Origin of the sequence: Niallia sp. MER 6 (assembly GCF_023714395.1) — a bacterium.
GTDB lineage: Bacteria > Bacillota > Bacilli > Bacillales > Cytobacillaceae > Niallia.
Window position 1 is genome coordinate 331299 of sequence record NZ_JAMAUK010000002.1, and the last position, 24717, is coordinate 356015.

At 40.4% G+C, this 24717-nt stretch carries 23 protein-coding genes; 2 read left to right on the plus strand and 21 right to left on the minus strand.

Going from position 1 to position 24717, the window contains the following annotated elements:
- Positions 1–30 precede the first annotated feature (30 nt).
- From M3600_RS04150 to M3600_RS04175, 6 genes are all read right to left on the minus strand, one after another.
- The gene (locus tag M3600_RS04150) at positions 31–954 is read right to left on the minus strand and encodes an ABC transporter permease (protein ID WP_251644790.1); all 924 of its coding nucleotides are present in this window, start codon (positions 952–954) and stop codon (positions 31–33) included.
- The gene (locus M3600_RS04155) at positions 947–1828 is read right to left on the minus strand and encodes an ABC transporter permease subunit (protein WP_233315695.1); all 882 of its coding nucleotides are present in this window, start codon (positions 1826–1828) and stop codon (positions 947–949) included. The genes M3600_RS04150 and M3600_RS04155 overlap by 8 nt, the downstream gene beginning before the upstream one ends.
- Before the next feature lie 302 nt (positions 1829–2130).
- Positions 2131–2292, minus strand: coding sequence for a hypothetical protein (locus tag M3600_RS04160; protein WP_233315696.1), 162 nt, complete (start codon positions 2290–2292; stop codon positions 2131–2133).
- Between the two features lie 38 nt (positions 2293–2330).
- A complete protein-coding gene (locus M3600_RS04165) occupies positions 2331–2675 on the minus strand; it encodes a single-stranded DNA-binding protein (protein WP_233315697.1) in 345 nt (114 codons plus the stop codon).
- 216 nt (positions 2676–2891) lie between these two features.
- Complete coding sequence (locus tag M3600_RS04170; RefSeq protein WP_233315698.1) at positions 2892–4628, minus strand: phospho-sugar mutase; 1737 nt, start codon at positions 4626–4628, stop codon at positions 2892–2894.
- 121 nt (positions 4629–4749) lie between these two features.
- Complete coding sequence (locus M3600_RS04175; protein ID WP_237941936.1) at positions 4750–5259, minus strand: cupin domain-containing protein; 510 nt, start codon at positions 5257–5259, stop codon at positions 4750–4752.
- A 243-nt stretch (positions 5260–5502) separates the two neighbouring features.
- Between M3600_RS04175 and M3600_RS04180 the strand changes: the two genes are divergently transcribed.
- On the plus strand, positions 5503–7203 hold the full coding sequence (locus M3600_RS04180; RefSeq protein ID WP_233315700.1) for a methyl-accepting chemotaxis protein: 1701 nt from the start codon (positions 5503–5505) through the stop codon (positions 7201–7203).
- 90 nt (positions 7204–7293) lie between these two features.
- On the opposite strand, the gene M3600_RS04185 is transcribed toward M3600_RS04180, so the two are convergent.
- The 9 genes from M3600_RS04185 to M3600_RS04225 all read right to left on the minus strand — a co-directional run bounded on the left by M3600_RS04185 (position 7294) and on the right by M3600_RS04225 (position 18324).
- A complete protein-coding gene (locus M3600_RS04185) occupies positions 7294–7920 on the minus strand; it encodes a cysteine hydrolase family protein (RefSeq protein WP_233315701.1) in 627 nt (208 codons plus the stop codon).
- 136 nt (positions 7921–8056) lie between these two features.
- Positions 8057–9487 (minus strand): NAD-dependent succinate-semialdehyde dehydrogenase, encoded by a 1431-nt coding sequence (locus M3600_RS04190; protein WP_396953782.1) that lies wholly within the window; start codon positions 9485–9487, stop codon positions 8057–8059.
- 366 nt (positions 9488–9853) lie between these two features.
- Positions 9854–10774 carry an LCP family glycopolymer transferase gene (locus tag M3600_RS04195; RefSeq protein WP_233315703.1) on the minus strand — a complete coding sequence of 307 codons (921 nt, stop codon included), beginning with the start codon at positions 10772–10774 and terminating at the stop codon, positions 9854–9856.
- A 114-nt stretch (positions 10775–10888) separates the two neighbouring features.
- Entirely contained in the window at positions 10889–12499 is a 1611-nt protein-coding gene (locus M3600_RS04200; protein ID WP_233315704.1) for a gamma-glutamyltransferase family protein, read from the minus strand.
- A 139-nt stretch (positions 12500–12638) separates the two neighbouring features.
- Positions 12639–14846 carry a GAP1-M domain-containing protein gene (locus tag M3600_RS04205; RefSeq protein ID WP_251644791.1) on the minus strand — a complete coding sequence of 736 codons (2208 nt, stop codon included), beginning with the start codon at positions 14844–14846 and terminating at the stop codon, positions 12639–12641.
- 250 nt (positions 14847–15096) lie between these two features.
- Positions 15097–15540 carry a VanZ family protein gene (locus M3600_RS04210; RefSeq protein WP_233315706.1) on the minus strand — a complete coding sequence of 148 codons (444 nt, stop codon included), beginning with the start codon at positions 15538–15540 and terminating at the stop codon, positions 15097–15099.
- Positions 15541–15693: 153 nt separating this feature from the next.
- Entirely contained in the window at positions 15694–16497 is an 804-nt protein-coding gene (locus tag M3600_RS04215; protein WP_233315707.1) for a MurR/RpiR family transcriptional regulator, read from the minus strand.
- Between the two features lie 158 nt (positions 16498–16655).
- Entirely contained in the window at positions 16656–17507 is an 852-nt protein-coding gene (locus M3600_RS04220; protein WP_251644792.1) for an NAD(P)-dependent oxidoreductase, read from the minus strand.
- An 85-nt stretch (positions 17508–17592) separates the two neighbouring features.
- Positions 17593–18324 carry a ZIP family metal transporter gene (locus M3600_RS04225; protein WP_233315709.1) on the minus strand — a complete coding sequence of 244 codons (732 nt, stop codon included), beginning with the start codon at positions 18322–18324 and terminating at the stop codon, positions 17593–17595.
- Positions 18325–18567: 243 nt separating this feature from the next.
- Between M3600_RS04225 and M3600_RS04230 the strand changes: the two genes are divergently transcribed.
- Positions 18568–19302 (plus strand): GntR family transcriptional regulator, encoded by a 735-nt coding sequence (locus M3600_RS04230; RefSeq protein ID WP_251644793.1) that lies wholly within the window; start codon positions 18568–18570, stop codon positions 19300–19302.
- 41 nt (positions 19303–19343) lie between these two features.
- Here M3600_RS04230 and M3600_RS04235 read toward each other — a convergent pair whose 3' ends face one another.
- From M3600_RS04235 to M3600_RS04260, 6 genes are all read right to left on the minus strand, one after another.
- Positions 19344–20312, minus strand: a complete 969-nt coding sequence (locus tag M3600_RS04235) for an SIS domain-containing protein (protein ID WP_233315711.1) — start codon at positions 20310–20312, stop codon at positions 19344–19346.
- Positions 20313–20379: 67 nt separating this feature from the next.
- Positions 20380–21216 carry a sugar phosphate isomerase/epimerase family protein gene (locus M3600_RS04240; RefSeq protein WP_251644794.1) on the minus strand — a complete coding sequence of 279 codons (837 nt, stop codon included), beginning with the start codon at positions 21214–21216 and terminating at the stop codon, positions 20380–20382.
- A gap of 22 nt (positions 21217–21238) precedes the next feature.
- The gene (locus M3600_RS04245; protein WP_251644795.1) at positions 21239–22084 is read right to left on the minus strand and encodes a PfkB family carbohydrate kinase; all 846 of its coding nucleotides are present in this window, start codon (positions 22082–22084) and stop codon (positions 21239–21241) included.
- Between the two features lie 14 nt (positions 22085–22098).
- Positions 22099–22821: an amino acid ABC transporter ATP-binding protein gene (locus M3600_RS04250; RefSeq protein ID WP_233315714.1), complete on the minus strand. Its 723-nt coding sequence runs from the start codon at positions 22819–22821 to the stop codon at positions 22099–22101.
- A complete protein-coding gene (locus M3600_RS04255) occupies positions 22808–23470 on the minus strand; it encodes an amino acid ABC transporter permease (protein ID WP_233315715.1) in 663 nt (220 codons plus the stop codon). The genes M3600_RS04250 and M3600_RS04255 overlap by 14 nt, the downstream gene beginning before the upstream one ends.
- A gap of 112 nt (positions 23471–23582) precedes the next feature.
- Positions 23583–24413: a transporter substrate-binding domain-containing protein gene (locus M3600_RS04260; RefSeq protein WP_237941946.1), complete on the minus strand. Its 831-nt coding sequence runs from the start codon at positions 24411–24413 to the stop codon at positions 23583–23585.
- Positions 24414–24717 lie beyond the last annotated feature (304 nt).

Here is a 24717-nt window from a genome sequence, read left to right on the forward strand (position 1 = left end):
TTCTATCAGGATAAACTATCATTTCTACTATTAGATATAGGGATTCTTCCGGTGGCTTTTTCTGCTTTGTTCACTTAAGCCTTGGGAGATTAAATAGAACGAAAATAGAAATAGCATAAAAGCTAGTAAAGGATAGATAAGAATCCACTGTGTATAAGATAGAAACGCACGAGACTGCCCAATCAGCCCAGACCATTCATTTGTCATAGAGATATAAGTAGAGAAATCAGGCTGAAACACAGTTCCACCAAAAAACAAATTAAATATCGCCAACTGTCCCATTAAATGCAGCACCTGAATGGTTTCATTCAAATACAGAATGATAAAATCCCCTTTTAAAATAGGCAGGATATGTTTTTTTAAAATATGGCTTTTGTTCCCGCCAAGTGTGACGGAAGCCATAATAAAAAGATTTTCTTTTATTTCGGCTGTTTTTGAATAAACAACATTATACACACCTGGCACCCCAAGTGCTACCATTAGCACTCCTTGTATCATAATAAGAGAGAATGTTGACAGACTTGGGTTTATATTGATTCCGAGCATAATGAAATAAATGAGGATAACAGGCGGAATACTTGTTAATAGTGTTATTCGTCCATGCTTGCTTCTTTTTCTTCCGTTTGCAGCCAATCCGCCAAATACACCAGCAATTCCTCCTGCAAAAAGCCGGACTGCAGCAACAATTAACACCGTAAACACTGTATATTTAGCACCATGAAGAATAAGGGATAATATATCCTTCCCCCATTTATCTGTTCCAAATAAATATTGCTCTGATGGTTCTAATGGCGGAGCAACAAATTCTTTGCCATTATCTGTCTCCATGTATCCTACCTTCACCTTATAATCAGCAGGATATGGAGCAATATAAGAACCGAACAAACCAATCAGCACAAACACTGCTAATAGGAACAGACCTGTGACAAGCTTTACATTCCATTTCTTAGTCATACTTCAAGATCCTTTCCATAAAAATAATAAGCATGTACAGCAGGAAAAAAACTGCTCCATATAACAAGAACAAAGCTACCAGGCAAAATATGACCAAATTATACTGATAGCCAAAATAAGCTTGTGTCTGAAAGAACAAGGCCGTTATTCCGTTCAGATTAAAGATATATTCTACAATGAATAAATTGCTGATCATAATTGCCAAAATTTTATGCAAATCTGCTTTTAAATAAGGGGTCACATTCGCTGTAACATGGTACAAGTAAATATCCTTTTTCTTAACCCCTTTAGCAATCGCTGTAAGAATATAATCCTGTGTCAGCACATCCTTTGTTTTTTCATTTAACGCTTTAACGGCATACAACAGCGGAATAATAATCAAAGTGATAATTGGCAGCAGAACTGCTGTATCATTCGAATCAAAGGAAGCCACTTTAGCAAGCTTAATGCCAAAGTTTTTATATACAATGGTTACGAACAGCTGCAGCAGCAATATAAGGATAAAATCAGGCAATATACCTAGCAGGCTGATTACCTTGCCAAAAAAGCGTTCGTTCACCTTCCAAAACCATATTCCGAGCAGAAAAGTCAGTGCAAGCACACTGATACCGGCAATTATTAAATAATAAAAAGAATCGGCAAAACTGTCCCCGATAACAGTAAAGATAAAAACAGACCGATCTCCTTGGGTAAAATAATAGGAATCTCCGCTAAACAATCCTATGAAAAAAACTTTTATGATGGCAAAAACTCCAGAAACATTAAATACAATTTCTCCACTGTTCCCACTGAACAAAACAAGAGGAAATGCAGCAAGCACAAGCAAGAAAATGAGGCTGAGCAATTGGGCAAAGGTTGCCTTCCATATTCTCATAAAATTCCTCCCGTTCTGTTAATTACTATTTTTATATATAATTCGATTCACTAAATACCAACCATACTAATCTACCATATAATTCTAGTGCTTATCAATAAAGATTTTTACAATTTAGAATAAACGAACAGATTTACTTTAGCATTATATCTGTATAACAGAAAAGAGCGTCTCTTTTTGGACGCTCTTTAAATTTGGGGTTGGTATGGGGATTTGATTGATTCTCTTTAAGAAGGTTTTTGTTTAAAACGACCTTTAAACGGGAGGGAGAAATCTACTTCTTTTTTGGGAATATATGCTTTTTAGAGTGTAGGCAAGGAGCGTTGTGTTTTGGAGAATTCCTCTTGTATTACATATTCTAATTGGCGAATCCGAACATTTTGCTGTTCCATTTTTTTTAGTGTTTTAGCTTGCATGGAAATTAAAGCGGACAGCAAGTCGGACATATTTTCACTGCTGTTCATCCATTTGCCACCTCCTTTTTCGCTTCATTGTCTTGGCATCATGTTGGAATGAGCTGCTCTTGATTTTTCGGTTCCAAAAACCGAACATATTCTGCAACCACTTCCGTCACATAAACTCTTTTTCCTTCTTCATTTTCATAGTTTCTCGTCTGGATTCTCCCGATTAAGGCTATCATAAAGCCTTTGCGGCAGTAATGGACGATATTTTCTGCTGCTTTGTTCCAGAAAATGCACGGAATGAAATCTGCTTCGTACTCACCTGCTTGATTGCGATAGTTTCGCTGAACTGCAAGCAAAATATTAGTGACAGAAGTACCTCCTTGTGTTAGCTTCAGTTCAGGATCACGGGTCAATCTCCCTACTAATGTGACCTGATTTATCAATGGATCACCCCTTTCTTCCTAGCAAGCTTATCATACTAAAAGAGGAGAATATTGAAAAATCAGTAAGCCTAATAGGAATAGAAGTTAGCAGTTAGAAAACTCATGTTTCCTTTTAGAAAAATTAACATTATCAAAGGTTTTTATGGGCAAATTTTATCTTTCGGTAATTTATATAAAAAAACGGATAAAGCATAAATGCTTTATCCGCTTCTTCTATTATTGTTCGTAAGATGCGATTACTGCTTGGACTTTATCCATAACGCCAGCTTTCAGCTGAGCCAGCTTCCCTTGGCTTTCTTCAAGAGAAGAGCTGGTAACACTGAAATAGAATTTAGCTTTTGGTTCCGTTCCTGATGGACGCAGGCAGAACCATGAGCCGTCTTCTAAATAGTATTTAATAACATTGGATTTTGGAAGATCGATTAGGATTTCCTTCACATTCTCCGTACGTTTGCTTGTCTGATAATCTTCGATTGCAACAACTTGCAGCCCGCTCACTTCAGAAATAGGATCTTGACGGAATGTATCCATAATGTAAGAGATTTGCTCCGCGCCATCTTTTCCTTTAAGAGTTAGAGATTCAAGTCCTTCTTGGTAGAAGCCGTATTTTTCAAAGATTGCAAGCAAGCCTTCAAACAATGTCATGCCTTTTGCTTTGTAATACGCCGCAACTTCTGCCGCAAAGATTGCTGACTGCACAGCATCTTTATCGCGTACGAAATCACCAATCAAGTAACCATAGCTTTCCTCATATCCAAATAGGAAAGTATGCTGATTAGTTTGTTCAAATTCTTTGATTTTTTCTCCAATGAATTTGAAGCCAGTCAATGTATCTAATGTTGGAATACCATATGCTTCTGCAATTGTTCTTCCAATTTCAGATGTTACGATTGTTTTAATAACAATACCGTTTTCAGGCAGAATACCTTTTGCTTTTTTCTCTGACAGCAAGTACTCAAGCATTAACGCTCCTAATTGGTTACCAGTAAGAACTGTATATTCTCCTGTTAAGTCCTTCACAGCAACACCAAGGCGGTCTGCATCTGGATCTGTTCCTAAAAGAATATCTGCATCAATTTCTTTTCCATAACGGATAGCAATTTCAAATGCAGCATGCTCTTCCGGGTTTGGAGATTTTACTGTAGAGAAGTTTGCATCTGGCAGCTCTTGCTCCTTAACAACTGTTACATTGCCGAAGCCAAATGCATGTAGTCCTGCGCGCACAGGCTTATTCGCCGTACCGTGCAGCGGTGTGAAGACGATTTTCAAATCTTCCGCTTCTGGAAGCTTGTTAAGCTGAATAGTTTTCAGCTGTTCCACATAAGCTGCATCAACGTCAGCTCCGATATATGTCAATAAGCCTTGTTCTAATAGCTCAGACTCTTCGAGCACTTCGATTGTAAGCTCATCTTCTACTGCGTTTACATATTTAATAATCACATCTGCGGCTTCCGGAGGCAGCTGCCCACCATCTTCCCCATATGCTTTAAAGCCATTATATTCAGGCGGATTATGGCTTGCAGTGATAACGACACCAGCAAATGTATTAAGGTGGCGCACTGCAAATGATAGCTCAGGTGTTGGGCGGAGCTCTTCGAATACATAGGATTTGATACCAAGCTTGCCCACTACTTTTGCAACTTCCAACGCAAATTCTGGTGATTGGTGACGGGAGTCATATGCTACTGCCACACCGCGCTCCATCGCCTCTTTGCCTTGTTCTAGTATGTATTTTCCCAATCCTTGGGCAGCTTTACGCACTGTATAGATGTTCATGCGGTTGATGCCGGGGCCAAGTTCGCCGCGCATTCCGCCAGTGCCAAATTCTAAATGCTTGTAAAAGCTATCCTCGAGCAGTTTTTCAGATTTTTGCAATTCCAGCAATTGCGCTTTTAAATTTGGCTCTAAATCTTCAAAACTAGCCCATTTTGCTACTATATCTTGATAAACCATATTGCCAGATTCCCACCTTTAATTAATATTTTTACCTGTCTTAACATTACCTAAAATATGTATTTATGTAAAGGGCAATCCGGGGCAGAAGCCATCGTTTTCCCTTTACTAATTTAGGTATTTACTCCTTAGTTTTCGTCCATATTTCAATCAGCGGTCCTCGCTTACCAAATATGGGATCTTCTTCGGGAAATGGAGCGTTTTCTATTTCTGCAATAGCAGCACGGTAATCCTCCTCCGTATCCCTTCTTGTATTATAATCCTGTCCGTTAGGATATGCACCAATGACTTGCAAATCCGGAGTCCCGGACAGCTTCTTATGGCCAGTTCCAGCAGGTAGCAGCAGAACATCACCTGCATGAAGAACAAGCTTGCTCCCTTGTTCCCCGCCAATTTGCACCAAAGCAGAACCCTTCATTATCCCAAGCACCTCATGGGCATTACTGTGATAATGATGGTATGAGAAAACTCCATCCACCCAGCTGTTTCTCCAGTTATGAGATTGGAATATCTTCCCTATATTATGTTCACTATTTTTTAACACCCGCTTATAATGCAGGACTGGAAATGTAGGATGATTAGGAATAAAGCCATTTGGCTCAAAGTAGTAGAGCGTGATATCTCGAGTCATCTTAGCCCACTCCCCCTCTCTACCTTCCCTATACCCTCTTTAAGCAAAAATCACTCCTACTAAAGCATTAAAAAAGTTTTTTGTATTTTCATCAATATACTTTAAATTCCATTTTTCTTGCCGATATAGAAAGAACCCACATAAGAAAAGGAACAGCGCCTTTTGGTCTAATTTTATCCCTTTACATACGGTGCTTTGTTTTCGTTTCTACAACTTATTTTTCTTAAAGGAGAAGGACAGGTAATGAACATCAGCATTAAACAAAAACTTATCGGAAGCTTTATTATCATTTCCCTCATTTTTACCATTGCTTCCTATTACTCTTACAGCAGCTCCAAAAAAACAGAAGATTCTTTTGAATATCTTATTAACACTGTTGCTGAGCTGCGCACTATCAGTGATGAAATCAAAACTAATACAGCGCAGCAAGTAGCAAGCTACAGAGGCTTTATGCTTTATGAAACACCAGAATTTAAAAGCCAGCTAAATGGAGCAAACAGCAATATTAAAAATCTTGTTGAAAAAGGCAAAAAGCTCGCAACACTTAAAGAAACAAAAGACAGACTCGATGAAATCCAAAAACTGAATGAGGAATTCTTCCAAAATGCAAACTCTGTTATGAACAGCCTGTCAAGCCCGTCCACCAATAAAGAGGCAGCTATTGCTGAAGGCTTAGAAACAATTACACCTCTTTCAAATAATATGTTAGACAGAACCACCTCCTTAATAACATGGCTAAATAACGAGATTATGGAACCAAAAATAGCTGAAGCTCAACAAGATGCGCAAAACCGTTCCCTTATCATCTTGATTGTCAGCATTGCAGCAACTGTCATTGCTATTGCTGCAGGTGTGTTCCAGTCGCTCTTTATTACAAAACCAATCAGCAAGCTGCAAAGAAAAATGCAGCAAGTCGCAGACGGAGATTTAAACACAGAACCGCTGTTGCTTAAAAATAAAGATGAAATTTATCACTTGAATGAATCATTTACACAAATGCAAGACAGCTTAAAAGACATGATTACGAAAATTGCCAGCAATGCAGACCATGTTGCTTCAAGTGCAGAACAGCTGAATGCAAGTGCCGACCAGTCAACACGGGCAGCGGAAAACATCACATCCTCCATTCAGCAGATTGCTAGCAGCACAGACATTACAATTGCTAAAACAAACGATAACTCCAGCTCTCTGTCTGGCATCCTTAATGGTATTCTTAAAATTGAGAAGGATACAGATGTTGTCTCAGAGCTTTCCAAAACAGCTTCTAGCAATGCAGAAAAGGGCTCAAATTCTATCAGCAGCTCCTTGGCTCAAATGGAATCCATCTTTCAGTCTGTAAATCGTTCCAATAGTGTTATCGCTTCTCTTTCTGAAAGGTCTAAGGAAATCGGTTCGATTATTGATATTATCAGCAATATTGCTGAACAGACAAACCTGCTTGCATTGAATGCGGCTATTGAAGCTGCCAGAGCCGGAGAGAACGGCAAAGGCTTTGCTGTTGTTGCAGATGAAGTGCGCAAGCTTGCAGAACAATCACAAGTATCAGCAAAGGATATTTCCAGACTGTTGAGCGGCATTCAAAAGGATACTGCTGAATCGGTTGAACTATTAAATGATGCGAAGTCACAAGCGGAAAATGGTGTGAAAATCTCAACAGAAACTGCTGCTACATTTGGTGAGATTTTGAACAGCACAAAAATGGTTACACCTAAAATCAGCGCGGTGGCAGAAACGATTCAGCGCATCGCTTCTTATGTAAAAGAAGTAACAGCCTCTGCTGATGAAATCGCCACATTATCAAAAGTAAATGGCAATAATACAGAGGAAGTTGCTTCATCGACTGAGGAGCAATTAGCTTCAATGGAAGAAATCAAGGCTTCCGCACAAGTATTAGCTGGCATGGCTGAAGAACTGATGACAGTTGTGAACCAATTCAAAATCTAAAATCTGAAACTATTTTAACCCACAAAGGATATTTCCTTTGTGGGTTTTTCGTGCTTATTTTTATTGTATGCTTGAACATTTCAAAAAAGACTACGCCTGTCCTACTGGCACCTTTACATCTAAGCTTTTCAGAATTTCTTCAGAGCTAGTTACAGTACCAAAAAACTGGTGTATTGTCTTTAATGACATATCATACGCTTCACGGGTGAAAGCGCCTGTACAATCAGACAATAGAAGCACATCATAATCAAGCATAAAGCCGTCTCTGGCAGTTGATTCCACACATATATTTGTGCTGACACCTGCCATAAGCAATGTTTCAATTTCCATGGCGCGGAGGACAGAATCAAATCTTGTGTTGATAAAAGCACTATAACGATGCTTCACCACAATAACATCCTCTTTTTCGTCTGGAGTTAATTGGAAGAATTCAGCACCCCATGTGTCTTTGCGGCAAAGATCTGTTTGGCTTTTACCCTTTAATCGCTTTACCCAAGTCTTTGAGTCTGTACTGTCCTCATGAATTGTCTGAATGTAGATTACCGGCACGTTCTTTTCCTTGCATGCACGTATCATTCTATGAAGATTTGGCATCATCTGTTCCGCCATTGAGACGTCCAAGCCTTGCTTTGCCAAGCTTCCTTCTTTATGACAGTAGTCGTTTTGCACATCGACAATAACAAGTGCACTTCGAGCTGGATTCCATTCTACACCCATCCATATTCACCCTTTCCTAAGTCATTTAAGCATTGCTCCTTCTTAGTATTTGTTAAAGGCTAAACTGTATCCACAAAAAAACAACTGCTTGAAGGAGTGAATACCTTAAAGCAGTTGTTTGTAATCAGCCTGAAACTTAAATATTTAATTCAAGAGACAAGTATTTATACTCTAAATAGTCCTCAATTCCATACTTACCGCCTTCACGGCCAACACCAGATTCCTTAACGCCGCCAAACGGTGCTTGTGCAACTGTTGGCAGCGGATCATTAATGCCAATGATGCCATACTCCAACGATTCAGACACGCGGAAGATTCGCGAAACGTCATTAGTGTAAAAATAAGCAGCAAGGCCATAGACTGTATTATTGGCTAATGCTACTGCTTCCTCTTCTGTTTCGAAATCAAAGAGTGGAGCAACCGGCCCAAACGTTTCTTCCGAAGCAATTTTCATATCATGTGTGGCATGTGCTAGGATAGTCGGTTCATAGAAGAAACCATTTTTGAATTGGTCTCCTTCCGGTTTTTTCCCGCCTGTAAGCAGCTTCGCTCCTTTTTTGATAGAATCCTCAACATGCTCAGCTGTTTTTTTAACCGCATTTTCATTGATGAGCGGCCCGATTGTGATGCCGTCCTCAAGCCCATTTCCAACAACCAGTGCTGTCATTTTCTCTGTCAGTATTTGAGCGAATTTTTCACTGATGCTCTTCTGTACATAAACACGGTTTGTACATACACAGGTTTGGCCTGCATTGCGGAATTTACTTGCAATCACACCGTCTGCTGCCTTCTCCAAATCTGCATCTTCAAAGATAAGGAATGGAGCATGACCGCCAAGTTCCATCGAGATTTTTTTCATTGTATCTGCCGCGCGCTTCGCAAGCTCTTTACCTACCTTAGTTGAACCAGTAAATGTTATCTTGCGAACATCTGGGCTTTCCATCATCGCATCTCCAATTTCCTTCGGCATGCCGTGAACAAGATTTAATACGCCTTTCGGCAAACCAGCATCATGAAAAGCCTTCATGACTTCAATGGCAGTCAGCGGCGTGGACTCTGCCGGTTTAATTACTACCGTACAGCCTGCTGCAAGAGCTGGGGCAACCTTTCTTAGTATCATCGCTATCGGAAAATTCCAAGGAGTAATAGCGCCAACGACACCAATTGGCTGCCTTAATACAAGAATCCTCTTCGTTGGAGAGCTGGAAGGAACTGTGTCGCCATATATGCGTTTTCCTTCCTCTGCATACCAATCAAGGTATTCTGCTGCAAGCTGCACTTCTCCTCTGCTTTCTGCAAGAGGTTTTCCCATCTCTGTTGTAATGGTGTTTGCTAATGAATCAACACGGTCACGAAGTAAATCAGCCGCTTTTTTCAAATATACATACCTGTCTTTTGCTGTCAGCTTCGACCACGCACTAAGCGCCTCTTTAGCAGCGCCAATAGCTATTTGTGCATCTTCCTTTCCGCCTTTTGCTGTTTCTTTAATCAGCTCTCCTGTGGCCGGATTATGAACAGGATATGTTTCACCGCCTAGCGCTTCACACCATTCTCCATTTATATACAACATATATAATCCTCCTTTTTGGATGCGGGCAATTTAAGTTGTTGGATTACCAAAACATTGTGCTAAAGTACACATATTTACGTTCCTTAAAGCACACCTCTTTTCATCTTAAAAACTCGATGAGGTTTTAAATCCAAAAAACTGTTACCCGATGCATGTATTTTCATTAAATTCGGTTTATGTGTTTTATAAGATACAATCCTATTTTAACAGATTGCACAGGCTATCCCCTGCCTAGAAGCTCACAGCAGGATTGGATAATAACACCAATGATACTTCAGTCTGCCTTATATTGCCCTTTAACGGGGAGTTCAGTCTTCAAATTAATATGCTTGGAAGGTATAAAAAAAGAGCGGTTTCCCGCTCTTATTCCAAGTTACCAGCAAGCATATCGTGAACCTTTTGCTTTTCCTCATCAGAAACAAGCAAGTAATACGTTCCAGTGGAAGTATCACCTGTTCCAGCAACTTCATACTGTTCTATATTATTTCTTGCATTGCGATAGTTCTTTTGAATATCCATCATTTCGTCAAAAGTCATGTTTGTTTTCACATTGCTGCCAAGCACATTTAAGATATCATCGAACTTAGAGACAGAAGAAATGCTTGCTGCCTTGTCAATGATAGCTGTCAGCACCTTCCGCTGGCGTTCATTTCTGCCGAAATCTCCGTTTGGATCAAGATGGCGCATACGTACAAATCCAAGTGCCTTCGCACCATCCAATTGGATGTTGCCTTCTGCATAATGATAACCTTTTTTATAGTAGCCTTCATCAATCCAGTCCAGTTCATTATTGACTGTAATTCCACCGACTGCATCAACAAGATCACTTAAAGCTTCCATATTTACTTGTGCATAATAATCAATATCAATGCCAGTGAAATTCTCTACCGTATCAAGAGCCATCTTCACACCGCCGTAGGCATAAGCTGCATTGATTTTTGTTGTTTTATCTGCACCGATAATTTCTGTTTTTGTGTCCCTTGGGATGCTAACTATCTGCATTTTTTTCGCTTGCGGGTTGACTGTCAATACCATAAGCGTATCAGAGCGCCCTACATCCCCTTCTCTTTCGTCCACACCCATTAATGCAATCGAAATTGGCTTACTGTTGGACAAATTTTCTTCCCTTTTCTTTGCCGCAGATTGCTCCTCATCATCGATTGGCTGGTACATCTTATCTGCCGTTTTTTCCACATAATGATAAAGATAAGCCGCATATCCGCCAATTCCTAACACAAGCACGGCAAGGATACAGCCGATTGTTATCAGAATTTTTTTCTTCATATCATTCTCTCTTTCTTAGTCAAAATATGTTTGATAATAGCAAATAAACATTAAAAGAACATGAAAAACAGGCGATTCACATAAAAAAAGCTTCCATAAGAGGAAGCTTTTTCCTTACCAAGAAGCTACACAGCCATCTGTTCTCGACTCTGTTCCGCCTGCAAGAACACCGTTTTTCTGACGAACAATAATCTGGCCTCTTCCGAACGAACCAGAATCAAGAGCCCATTGCACTTCGTGGCCTTTTCTTGCTAATGCGTGAGCAATATGCTCAGGGAAGGACGGCTCAATATGAACGACCTTTTTCTCCACCCACTGCCAGCGTGGAGCATCCAATGCAGATTGCGGATTTAGAGAGAAGTCAATCAAGTTCATCGCTACTTGCAGATGACCTTGAGGCTGCATGAAGCCACCCATTACACCAAATGGGCCGACCGCTTCATTATCCTTTGTGATAAATCCAGGAATAATTGTATGATATGTTTTTTTGCCAGGAACGAGCGCATTATCATGCTCAGGATCAAGACTGAAGCCATGGCCTCTGTTCTGCAGGGCTATGCCTGTTTCGGGCACAACTACACCAGACCCAAATCCCATATAGTTGCTTTGAATAAAGGAAACCATATTGCCTTCTTCATCTGCTGCTGCTAAATAGACTGTTCCTCCTTTTGGCGGATTACCTGGCATTGGCTCAATGGCCGTTTCACCAATAAGGCTGCGTCTAGCCTTGGCATATTCATCAGACAGAAGCTCTGCAGTTTTAACACTCATTTTATCTTCCTCAGTGATATATTTAAGACCATCTGTGAAAGCAAGCTTCATTGCTTCAATTTGAAGATGATATGTTTCAACTGCATCCTTTGCAGAGAACTGATCCTCCTTCAGCGTGTTAAGCGCCATCAAGGCAATCAGTCCTTGGCCGTTAGGTGGTATTTCCCAAACATCATAACCTTTATAGTGGACAGAAATCGGGTCGACCCATTCAGGAGCATAAGCTGCCAAGTCTTCCTTCCTAATATAGCCGCCGTATTTTTTAGAAAATGCATCAATTTTATCAGCAATTTCCCCTTTGTAGAAAGCCTCGCCATTCGTCTCGGCGATAGCGCGCAGTGTTTTGCCGTGATACTCAGACTTCCATATATCGCCGATTTTTGGCGGTGTGCCATTTGGGGCAAAGGTTTCAAACCAATTTTGAAAAACATCATCTGTACAGGCTTTAGAAAATGCTTGATGTGCTTTCTCCCAAAAGTGGCCTAATGTCGCCGATACAGGATAGCCTTCTTCTGCATAAGCAATCGCCGGTTTTAGCACCTCTGTTAATGGCAGCTTACCGAACTTCTTAGATAATTCAACCCAAGCTGCAGGTGCGCCAGGCACCGTTACTGGAGTTAAGCCATACTTAGGCATCTTTTCATGACCTGCCTCTTTCACAGCATCAATCGAGATTGCACTTGGAGCAGGGCCGCTGGCATTTAAGCCATGAAGCTTATTATTAATCCAAACAATTGCAAAGGCGTCCCCGCCAATGCCGTTTGAAGTAGGTTCAACGACAGTTAAGGCTGCTGCAGTAGCTATTGCCGCATCTACTGCATTCCCGCCTTTTTTTAGAATATCAATTCCTGCTTGTGCAGCAAGGGGCTGGGATGTTGCAACCATTCCTTTCTTCGCAAAAATGGTGTTTCTTTTTGATGGATATGGATTGTAAAGCGGATCGTGATTTAGCATAGTGCCTCCTGTTATGTATGTATTGGGCAGGGTTACCCTTTTATAATGAAAATTTACAATTTTCTATTATTTTAACATAAGAAATCATTTAGCTATACAGCAAATTAAAAAAAGCAGCAATTCTTGATGAATTGCTGCCTCATATTAACAGAAAACTGCCTGCGGCAAGGATAGCTATCAAAACTAGCAAAAATCCGTATTTGCCAAATAATAGCGAGACCTTGCTTGAGCGTTTCCTCTTTACTTCCTTTAGAAGCTTCTTAAAAGACTGTGATCTTATTGCCTTTAACTTACGCTGATAGTCTTTATCCTTCCAGATTGAATTACGGTCTCCGGCTAGATAGCCTTTGAGTGCCCGAACATAGCCAATATCCTGCATTCCATATTTCTTGTATGACCATCTAATATACTCGAGCATCTGCACACCAGTACCATAAATAGCAAGAAAAGCAAACAGCTTGTCATGTTCTACCTTCCCGTCACGTCTTTGGAAGAAAAGGACAAGTCTTTCAAATGGTTCAAACAGACCTGCTTCTTTCATCATATTTTTTCCAGCTTGCTTTGCATCATCTACAAGATAACCATCAACAAGCTCTGTTATGCTGTAAATATGATCTATCTGCTCAAAAAATGCTTTATATAGCGCACTGAGCAGTCTAAAGATTTCCCCTTCCACACCCTTTTTGTAAAGGGCAGCATCCCTTTGCCCTTGAGGTGAAAGAAACAGCACTCCAAAAATGCGGACATCCTCCAGCTGCAAGCGCTCCAATTGAGCCAGCTTCAAAAGCTCCAGCTTTATATCTGGCATTACTACCTCTATAAAGTCAGGATGTATGTGCTGTTCTGTTAAAAAGACAAATAATTCTTCTGCAACAAAGAAGGGCTTGCTGCTTTTTTTCACTTCAAGCAGGAACCGTTTTTTAACACGCTTAACAAATTCCTTATCATCAATAAAGAAAGAATGCGCATGCAAAAGATCTGCCAAATTGGCTAGGAATAATTCAAGCGAGTGCCGCTGACTGAGTTTATCGTCTACATGAAGAAATAGGACCTCTTGATAGGACCCTTTAATATCATCCATAAAGAGAAGAACCTGCTTATATAAAAGTGGGTATTTCTGCAATAATGTCCAAATCTCATGAGCAAGCTGCTCATCATTGAAATAAGCAAGTGTTCTTACCGTAAACTCTCCCGCTTCGACCTGACGAGTTATTTGGTTGATCGCAAACACAGCCTTCATATACTCTTTTGCAATCGCCGGGTCTTTTTGGAGCCTTTCCCTGTGCAGAATCTTCCCTGTTATGTCGATTATTTCTGGTTTTTCTTTATGGTTTTTTTGAAGCAATGCCAATAGAAGCTGCAAAATACCTAGCTTATCCCGTTCATAACCATCATAAGCGGTTTCCTCCAGCAAATAGATGGCACATAATCGATTATAATAGCTGATATTCAGTTGATCAGCCAGCTTTAAACCTTTCAGTGCCCTTTCTGCAAATAGGAAAAAATCATCCAGTCTTGAAGCTGTCTGCAGGGCATCATATGCAAAATCGAGGTATTCATGTTTTTGTCCTTCCATATCCACACCACTTATTCTTTTCGTTGTAAAATCAAAAACAAACTGATTTTCGAATACATGATTTCTTAATCGAATGCTCCCTGGCTCCACAAACATCAAATGAACATATTTTTGCTTTGCTGCAGCTTCCTTGAACGATACAGCCCCCAATACTGCCCTCGCAGCATATGGCAAATGTATGTACAGCAGTTCTAATAAAGTCATTGCATGCCTACTATGCTCAAGAATAGGTACATCTAGGGATATATAAACGGTTTTTCCGCTTTCTGTTGCAGCTAAACAAGCCAACAACAGTTTTTTAAAGATGCTTTCATCGATTTTCAGGCTGTAAAACAGCTCCTGCTTTTTTCTATATATATTTTCCGTCTTTTTGCAGGGAATATCCGCTAATTCTGCCAATGATTCCTCATCATCCACTTCCGTCCCATTTGCAAACTGGGCATGAAACAGTTTTTCAGGATTTTTAACCCACTCATCCTTACTCGCACCAGGAATGATAAAATAATGCGCCGATAGTATATTAGACTGAGCATTAAGCAGCTGTTGGCCGATGACAAGTTGTCCTGTTTCAGGCTGGATAAGCAGAAAAGAAGGAGGATAGTTATCCTTATGCTTATTATCCTTCTGTATCTCTGAACTGGAAAGAGGTTGAAGATACTTTTCAATAAAGTCCTCATCAAGCTCAGGAGTGAATATGGCTCTGTCTATTCCTTCCCCGATCCCTTTTTTACTCTTCATATATATGTATTGCTGAATAAAGTTATTGCCCACATGGCGCCCCTCCCTTCTGTGAAAATTGCCGATCATAAAAGAGAAACATATTTTTTAAAGCTTGCTTTGGACGTATATAGCTCGTCCGCCAAATGTTGTTTTTTATTTGTCATATAATGCAAATATTACACTATATTAGTACTACCGTAAACGGATTATTATTAGTATAATAGAACGTTTTGCAAGAAAACTGTACGAGCCGTTATATTTGCAGCAAATAAAAAAAGCAGACACGTAAATACGTGCCTGCCTATACAGAAATTGAAATACTGTCTGCTGCTTTTTTTACTGCTTTATATAGACCAAAACCGGCCATTGTGCCCACCGTGTTTAAAATAAGATCATCCACATCGCTCCATCTGTATTCCATAAACCATTGGATGGATTCAATCGCTGCCGATAAGCAGCAGCCAACTGCCGTACATAAGATAAATTGGTTAAATCTCGGTAAAGCAAGCGGCAGAAAAAAGCCGAATGGCATAAACAAGGCGATATTGCCAATGTTGTTAACGATGAAAGTAAAAACGGACCGCTCAACAAACATTTCCTTTATCATCAAAAACGGAACAAAGTTATGCCCGCCTGGTTCAATTCCGATACCTAAATAACGATTTGGAAACATTGTCATGATAAAAATAAAACAGATGGAAGCAAGCAGCATCAGCCTTTTGTTCCTTTTATTTAATTTGACCACCTAATCATCTTCCTTGCTCTTTCAATTTTGAGTTTTGCTTATCATAACACATTTTCCAAAATTTCCATAAAATAATCCTCAAACAAAAAAGAGCCTGCCTTTTAAAATAAAGGCATGACTCCTATTTTCATGAATTATCGAATTGTTAACAGCTTATTGTTTATAGAAAAGCTGCTGATAGTAAGCGATGGCAAAATCAAAAAAGTACATTAGCGAAAATCTTTCTGAGGAAAATCCTGTTTTGTCATGAGTGTCACCATTTAAATAATAAACAATATCAGCATTTTCTAAAAGGTCTTCATCCTGATTATGTGTTATTAGGATGATTTTCGCCTTCGTTTTTGTCAGCTTTGTCATTAATTCCTCATTGCCTTTAACAAATCTTCCCGACGGACTTGCAACAATCGCAACGGAATTTTCATCTAAGTCGTCCATATCTGTCTTTTGTTCTTGCACATCTGAATAAGCGCTTACAAATTTTCCTAATCTTACAAGCCTGAATTGAAAATCCTGTGCCATTGCTTGAGACAGCTGTGTGCCATAAAAAGAAACCTTATTAGCATGGTGAATGCATTCCATAATGCCCTGCACCTTTTCCACATCAATAATATTCTCTGATGCCTTCAGCCAGCCGACAATCTTTTCATAAAGCACTTTTTGCAGGACTTCGCCAATCTGCTCTGGATTATCCACTTTCTGCGACTGGAAAGCTGGTGACGCATCCATCACACTTATTTTGGCATAATCCTTAAATTCCTGAAAGTTCTTGTAGCCAATCCTGCGGCAAAACCTCGTAACAGCAGCAGGTGAAGTAAAGCAGGAATCTGCCAATGCACTTATATTCATATCTGGAATCTTATAAACATCGCCTAGCAATTTCAATGCAATGAAATAATTCGTATCCCTCGTTTTATGATTATTAATAAAGTCCAACAATCTAAATATAATATCCTTCATCTTTATCACCACTTGCTTCATAGTTGTATAGCTAAAATGAAAACCCTGCCATCTTTCCTAGTTTTATTTTGATTTCATAAGAATGAAAAAGCAAGTCTTTTGATACATACAAAAAAAACCACTCTATTTAATAGAGCAGTTTTCTATGTATATTTCTCTTACTTTTTACTGCGGAGCTCTTTAATCACTGCCATAACATCCATCTCTCCAAGCTCGCCATCAAGGGCATCCTTGTATGTATGATAGGCAGAATTTCCAATCGCATTTAATTCTCCTGTTTCCTTAGCAAGACGCAAATCCTTTGCCATATGCTTCAATGCAAAGGCAGCCGGATACTCATCCTTTAGAATGGCTGGTGTTTTCATTTTAGAAATCGCCGTTCCTACTGCACTCTCATTAATGATTGTGAGCATGTCTTCTATTTGAATTCCTTGTTTTTCGGCAAACATTACAGATTCGGCAATTCCTTGCACAGTAATGCCAAGAAGCAGGTTGATTGCAAGCTTCGCATTGCTGCCAGATCCGCTTTCTCCTAAGTAAATGGACATTTTGCACATCGGCTCAAACAATTCCTTCACCGAGTTAAAAGTTTCCTCTTCGCCACCTGCAAGCACAAGCAATTTGCCTTCCTTTGCAGGAGCAACACTTCCAGACACAGGAGCATCTACAAAGCCGATTCCCTTCTCCTTCGCCGCTGCATAGACCTGCTGCGACGTAGATGGTGCGACCGTGCTCATATCAATGAAAACCTGTCCCTTCTTTGCTGAATCCAGCAGTCCTTTTGAAAAATATAAATCCTTAACTGCTTCATCATCAGAAACCATCGTGAAAATAACATCACTGCTTTGCACAAGCTCTTCAAGGGATTGTGCTTGTATTGCTCCAGCTTCAATCAGCTCACTTGCCTTTGATGCTGTTCTGTTAAAAACTGTCACACTGTAACCTGCCTTCAACAGATTTAAGGAGATTGGCACACCCATATTTCCTAAACCGATCCATCCTAACTGCATTATTAAAGCACCATCCTTGTGGATTATTTTTCTTATATTTTACCATAATATCCATTAGCAGTGACTGGGTTGCGATAAGCGATAATCATGAAAAATAATCAAGAATGAGAGAAGTCAGCAGCCCTAAGGCAGTAATTAATCCTGTAACAGATCCACCTTCTTCATATGCTTCTGGCATCATCGTCGAGCCTACCATGGCAATAATTCCCCCGCCGGCAAACGCACCTATTCCAGCCATTAATTCTTCTGAAGCATGATCAAGGAAAACATAGCCGCAGAAGGAGCTCGCTGTTGAGATTACTAGCACACTGATCCACAGTACGAGAATCTTCTTTTTAGAATAGTTGCTTTTCAGCAGCCCAGTTGTACTAGAAAGTCCTTCTGGAATATTGCTGATAAAGATGGCGATCACAAGCAAAGCACTCACACTGTTTTGTCCTATTAAACTGGCCCCAATCATAATCGACTCAGGAATCGCATCCATAACTGTCCCAATAAAAATCGCCAGCCCTGATTGATTGCCCTCTTTGTCACCAGAAGACCTTTTCCTGTCCTTCGCACCATTTCGCGATACAAGCAAATCCAATACAAAAAAGACAACTGCCCCAGCCAAAAATCCTATACCTGTCGGCAGCAAACCTCCGCTTTCCACCGCATCACCAAGGAGCTCATATGTAGAAGCACCAATTAACACTCCTGTACCGAATGCCATTATAAAGCCTATTATCCTCTTTTTAATCGGCAGTAATAGTGCAGCTAAAGCACCTAATAAAACAGCCGAGCCAGAAATACCACCCCACATCGCTGCAGACCACATGCGTAACCCTCCTTATTCTTATGTCTTTTATATCTTTCTCTTTTTTTGTTCTATTAAAACCAGTGGTTGGTTTGGCAGAACTACAACAATGGAAATTTGCTCCATATAGTAAATTTGTGGTTATCTTAACATCATTAATTAGGAAAAAGCTTCTATATTCTCTCAGCAAACACTAACCACACTGCCCCTCCCTCGAATCTGCTATAATATTTTTAAAATAACTTATGAAAGGAGGACAACTCGATGCTAAACAGCGACAGTTCTATCCCGCTCTATTTACAGTTGAAGCAGGCCATAACGGAGAACATTAATCGCGGGGTATATTTGCAAGGTGAAAAGCTGCCGACAGAAACGGAGCTTTGTGAGGCTTATAATGTCAGCAGAATTACTGTCCGTAAAGCAGTGCTGGATTTGGTTGAGGAAGGTCTGCTTGTGAGGCAGCAAGGCAAGGGGACTTTTGTGAAGCGGCCAAAGCTGAAGAGAGAGCTTGTTTCTGTGAATGGCTATTCAGAATATATGGTGTCATCGGGAAATACACCGCATTACAAGCTGCTTTCTTATACGATTAAAGAGGCATCAAAAGATATTTCTGAGAAGCTGAATATTCCAATCGGCTGTAATGTGCTGGAGCTGAGAAGAATTCTGTACCGTGATAAGGAGCCTCTGTCTTATGAAATTTCGACTTATTCTCTCGATCTGTTTCCTGATTTGGATCAGCATATTTCAGAGGGTGTTTCCATGCACGGCATTTTAAGGGATAAATATGATGTTGCTCCTGCCCGTAACAATAAGATTCTGAATGTAGTCTTTGCGAGTTTTGAAGAAGCTGAGGCTTTAAGCTGCGGTATAAGTGATGCTTTATATGAACTAGAAAAGATTGCGTATAATGATGAACAGGTGGCTATTTATATGTCTATTCTTTACTATCACACAAATCATGTCAGCTTTACGATTTCAAGCCCCTTTGACCAACAATAGGCTGGCATCTCTTGATGCCAGCCTTAGTTTGTTTCTTCCTATTAATATTCCAATTTCCACATATATCTTCTTTTTGTAAGTGGATGATTGCGGACGATTGCCAGCTGCTCTGCATAAACTCGGATGACTCCAGAAATCAACATTGGATTAAAGTAGTCGACTACTTCGCTTGAAATCGCGGAGCCAAGGCCAAAGTCTTTCGCATCCACAACCGTTGTTTTTGCATCAAAGCGCTGGAGGAATTCTAATGCTCTCGCATCCATGCTTCTTGTTCTGCCGTCATTCATCAGCAAAAGGAATGGCACGTCTTTATCCACCACTTCGAATGGGCCGTGGAAGAACTCTCCGTCATGGAATGTGCCTGAATTAATCCATTGCATTTCCATCAGCAAGCAAATCGAGAAGGAATAAGCTACCTCATGTGTGGCACCGCTGCTCATTACATAGATGACTTCATCATCCTTATACGCATCAGCAAAATTTCTAGCTTGTGGAACAACAGAAGCTACTGCATTGTTTATTAAGCCATAAATTTTATCAAAACCATCGAGCATTTTTTCGTAATGCTCATATCCTTCAAATTGATTCAATATTTCTGTTGCCAAACCTAATACTTTTGTCATTTTTTCCATTTTAGCTGCATAGCTCTCATGAAAGCCATGGTACACAACATATTCAGCATCTGATGTAATAGCTGAATCTTCCACATGTGTAACGGCAATGACATGTGCTCCTCTTTCCTTAGCAAGAGAAGTTGCTTCGACTGTTTCCGGAGTAGCTCCTCCTAGTGAGCATGTAATAACAATGCTTGTGTCATCAACCGAAACAGGTGTAGCAAAGTTAAATTCATTCGCAGTATAAAGACTTGTTCTAAGCTGTCTTGCATTTCCTTCTAAAAAGTATTTGGCCGGATACAGCTCCGCTTTGGATGCACCGCACCCAACGAAGAATACACTTTTAATTTCGGGTTGTTGTTCCTTAATAGCTGAGATAATTCTATTCAATTCCATTTTTTCATTCCTCCTAAAGTTTTGATATATATTGTGACAGGCAGCAATGCTGCCGAATTCCCATTTTTCAATTGCTGAAATAAGGTTCAAATGCCTTCATATTGCGCTTGTCATGTTCACCAGGATTTGTGAAATATCTGGAGTCAGTAATTTCTTGGCCTAAATAGCCTGTATAGCCGTTTTGCTTCAGCGTGGCCAGAAATTCGCCGAGGTTATGATGACCATCTCCCCAAATCAAATGGCCATAAGGATTGCCGTCAACAAAATGAGTATGGATGATGTTCGCCCCAAAGACATCGAACCAGTCTTGCAATGTTTCCCCTGCAACACCCATTGCAGTTGTGTCTACCAGAATCTTCATATGTGGATGATTAATTTCATCAAACATTCTTTTCGCATCATTCACCGTAATAACAAGATTGGATTCTTCTGGCCGCAAGCTTTCGAGCGCCAAAGTGACACCTTCCCTTTCAGCCGTTGCAGTGAGTCTGGACAGCATTTCACTGGATCGCTTCCACGCTTCCTCTCGATCTTCATCAAGATAGCCCCAGCCTGAATTGCACTGCATGATTTCACAGCCCAGCTCAGCAGCTGCTTTAATGCCATTAGAGAAATATTCAAAGCTTTTTTCAAAGATTTCCGGCTTTGTTGCCGCGAACTGGTATTGGTACATACAGTTTTCCGGAGTGAAACAGACGAGCTGCAAGCCTCTTTCTACTAGCTTTTTCTTAAGAACCTTGCAGTCAGAATAGACCGTCGGATCTAAATAATAATGGGGAACTCCCGTCCAGAATTCGATAGATTGGATTCCTGCTGCAACTTGTGCATCCAAAAAGGAGTCGAGCGAGTAACGCATATAATGAATATTCATACCTGCTACTTGGTCTCTTCTTATAAAAGACATCCTTTATACCCTCCTTGTATAGTTATACCGTTTCATATACCTTGCCGTATCCGAAGGAGCCATCTACTAAGCATTGGTTTGAAGCGAAATCAGCGGCTGTCTGCAAGCTTTTCTTAATCACAGCATCCCTGCCTTCCTGCCCTTTTCCATTTAAATAATGGATAATGAAGGAGGTGATAAATGAATCTCCTGCCCCCATCGTATCGACAGCTTTTACAAGCTTTGGCTCCTGCATATAAAATCTTGCTCCATCAAAAAGCAAAGCTCCCTTTTCACCCAGTGTGCATAATACAAGCTCGCATCCTAAATCGATTGTTTTGGTCATTAAGTTTAAAATATGGTCTAATTTCATATGACTGCAGGAATAATAGGCAAAATCTATTTGGGGTGCAATCTGATTGACCTGTTCTTTGGTGAAATCAGACGAAAAATCAAAGCCGATTGGCACTCCCAGTGCTTTTATTTTCGATAATTCCTTTTCTGCGAAACCGTAAAGCCCTGTATGCACTAAATCAAATGTGCTTATATAACGATAATCTTCGTCTGTCAGGTTCAAGCCGTATTCCCGGAGAACGCCGCAGCGATTGCTGCCAATAAACACCCTGTCTCCATCCACTAGCGTTACTCTGGCACAGCCATTTTCCCCTTCATACACTTTGCTTCGGGAAACATCTAATCCAATTTCCTTAATGCTTGCTTGAACATGGTCTGCTTCTTTATCTGTTCCAAAAGCTCCTAAGAAGGCTGCTGCTGCGCCAAACCGCTGTGCATATACGGCAAAGTTGAGCGCGTTGCCCCCGGGATACATCGTTTGAGTATGTTCATATTTATCGACGACATTATCGCCTATTCCGATTACTTTCAGCATAGCTCCCACCTCATTTAAAGAACTTTTGATAGAAAATCGATGGTTCTTGGATGCTCAGGCTTCGCAAAGAAATCTTGCGGGTTATTTTCCTCAAGGATTTTTCCTTGATCGATAAATAAAATCCTGTCTCCGACCTCTTTGGCAAAGCCCATTTCATGTGTTACAACAACCATTGTCATTCCTTCCTTTGCAAGATCCTTCATGACGGCAAGAACCTCTCCGACCATCTCTGGATCAAGTGCTGATGTCGGCTCATCAAACAGCATCACTTCCGGCTGCATCGCCAAAGCCCGGGCAATGGCAATCCGTTGCTGCTGCCCGCCTGAAAGAGAGGATGGGTAAACATCCATTTTCTCCAAAAGTCCAACTTTTTTTAACAGTCCGATTGCCAAGTCCTTTGCCGCTCCTGTCTTCAATCCCTTTACACGGACAGGTGCATGGCAGATGTTTTGACAAACGGTTTTATGAGGGAAAAGATTGAATTGCTGAAAGACCATCCCCATCTTCTCCCTGACTTTATCAATATTGGTATCCTTCGATGTGATGTCCTGCTCATTCACATAAATATGACCGCTTGTCGGTATTTCAAGAAGATTTAAACAGCGCAGTAACGTGCTTTTTCCAGAACCGGAAGGACCGATAATGACGACAACCTCCCCCTTTTGGATGGTTACATCAATGCCTTTGAGCACTTCACTTTTCCCATAGCTTTTATGCAAGTTTTTAACGCCTATCACTTGTTTTCAGTCTCCTTTCAACCACTGCCAACAGTCTCGACAATGTAAAAGTCATGATTAAATAGCCAATAGAGGCAATGATGATTGGCTCTAATCCTAATGCCGTATTTCCTCTGACAATCGTTGTTTTGTACATTAGCTCTGCAACACCGATAATAGACACGATAGACGAGTCCTTAATGCTGCCGATAAACTGATTTCCAAGTGCTGGCAAAATATTCTTGAATGCTTGTGGAAGAATGATGTCAAACATTGCTTGTCTCTGACTCATACCAAGGCTTCTTGCTGCCTCCATTTGCCCAATGTTTACTGCATCAATTCCGGAGCGAATAGTTTCTGAAATATATGCTGCTGCATTAAGTGATAAAGCAATGGCGCCTACTGCCAGATCAGGAATGTCATAGCCGACGAACAACAGCGGCACCCCTATGTAAATGATGTAAATTTGTGCAAGCAGCGGTGTACCCCTGATAAACTCGACATATATATCGCCAATCCACCTTAAAACAGTAAATCTTGACCGCCTTAGCAGTGTCAGACCAACTCCAAAGATGCTTCCCAATATCACGGCAATGACAGCCAGGATAATAGTGATGTATGCCCCAGTTAAAAAGAACTGATAGTAATCCCCGAAAAATGAAAAGTTCATTGTGTCACCCCTTATCCCAAAACTGTCTCACATACAATATTTAGAGAAGGCAGCTCACAGCCCAATAAGGGGAAGCTGCCAGCCATGCTTATTAGCTATAACTACTAAACAATCAGTCTTCGAGCTCTACACCATCCATGGCATCTTTCAGCCATTTCTCATAATCTGGCTTAATTCTTTCAATTGTTCCATTGATAGCATTCATAATTTCCTCATTTGTGCCATTCGGCATGGCAATGGCTGCACCAGCAGAAGGATCTTCATAGTAAACTTGACTTGCGACAATGCTGCTGTTTGCTTTAGCAAGGAGCGTTGCTGTCGGAATGTCAACAAGCACCGCATCGACTTTCTTGTTAGCTAAATCAAGCGACAGTTCAGTAGATTTCCCAAGAAGCTTTAGGGTTGCATCTGGCAGTTCACTTTCTAAAATAGCTTGCTGAACGGAAGTTTTAATTGCTCCTATCTTCTTATCTGCAAAATCCTCTTCAGACTTGTACTTGTCCAAATCTCCCTTCCTGACCATCATCACATTGCGCCCTTTATAGTAAACATCTGTAAAGTCAGCATTCTTTTCTCTTTCCTCTGTCGGGCTCATCGCCGAAATAATCATGTCAATCTTTCCGCTTTGCAGTGCGACAAGCAGCCCGTCAAAGTCCATATCCTTAATCTCGTACTCGACCCCTAAATCTTTTGCTACCTCATCAAGTAGTTTAATGTCCGACCCGACAATTTTGTCCTCTCCATTCTCGACAAGATGGTATTCATATGGCGGGGTTGCAGCCATTGTGCCTACGACAATCTTTCCTTTTTTCTGCAGGTCTTCCAGACTGTCGACAGCGCCGCTTGAACTAGTAGCCGATGAAGATCCACATGCTGCTAAAGCCAAAATAGTTGTTCCTGCCATCATTAATGTTGTCATTGCTTTAAAGAGCCTTTTCTTCATTCATTTCTCCCCCATTTAAATAATAGTTTTATCTAACTCGGTAATAAGACTAAATATTCAAATAACTCTTTAGAAAAATTTACGGCTATTTTACTGTCCTTGCTTATCAGCTAATATTTCAACTGATACATATAAAGCTCCTTACAATTAAAACGAGTAATCCTGTATTCTCCAACAGTTGTTTTTCATCTATTTGTTATATAACGTTATATAACGTTATAATAATACCCACGCTAACACCTGTCAATATTATTCTGAAAATTTCTACTAAACTAAAAATTAATCGTACTTTCCTCCCAAAACA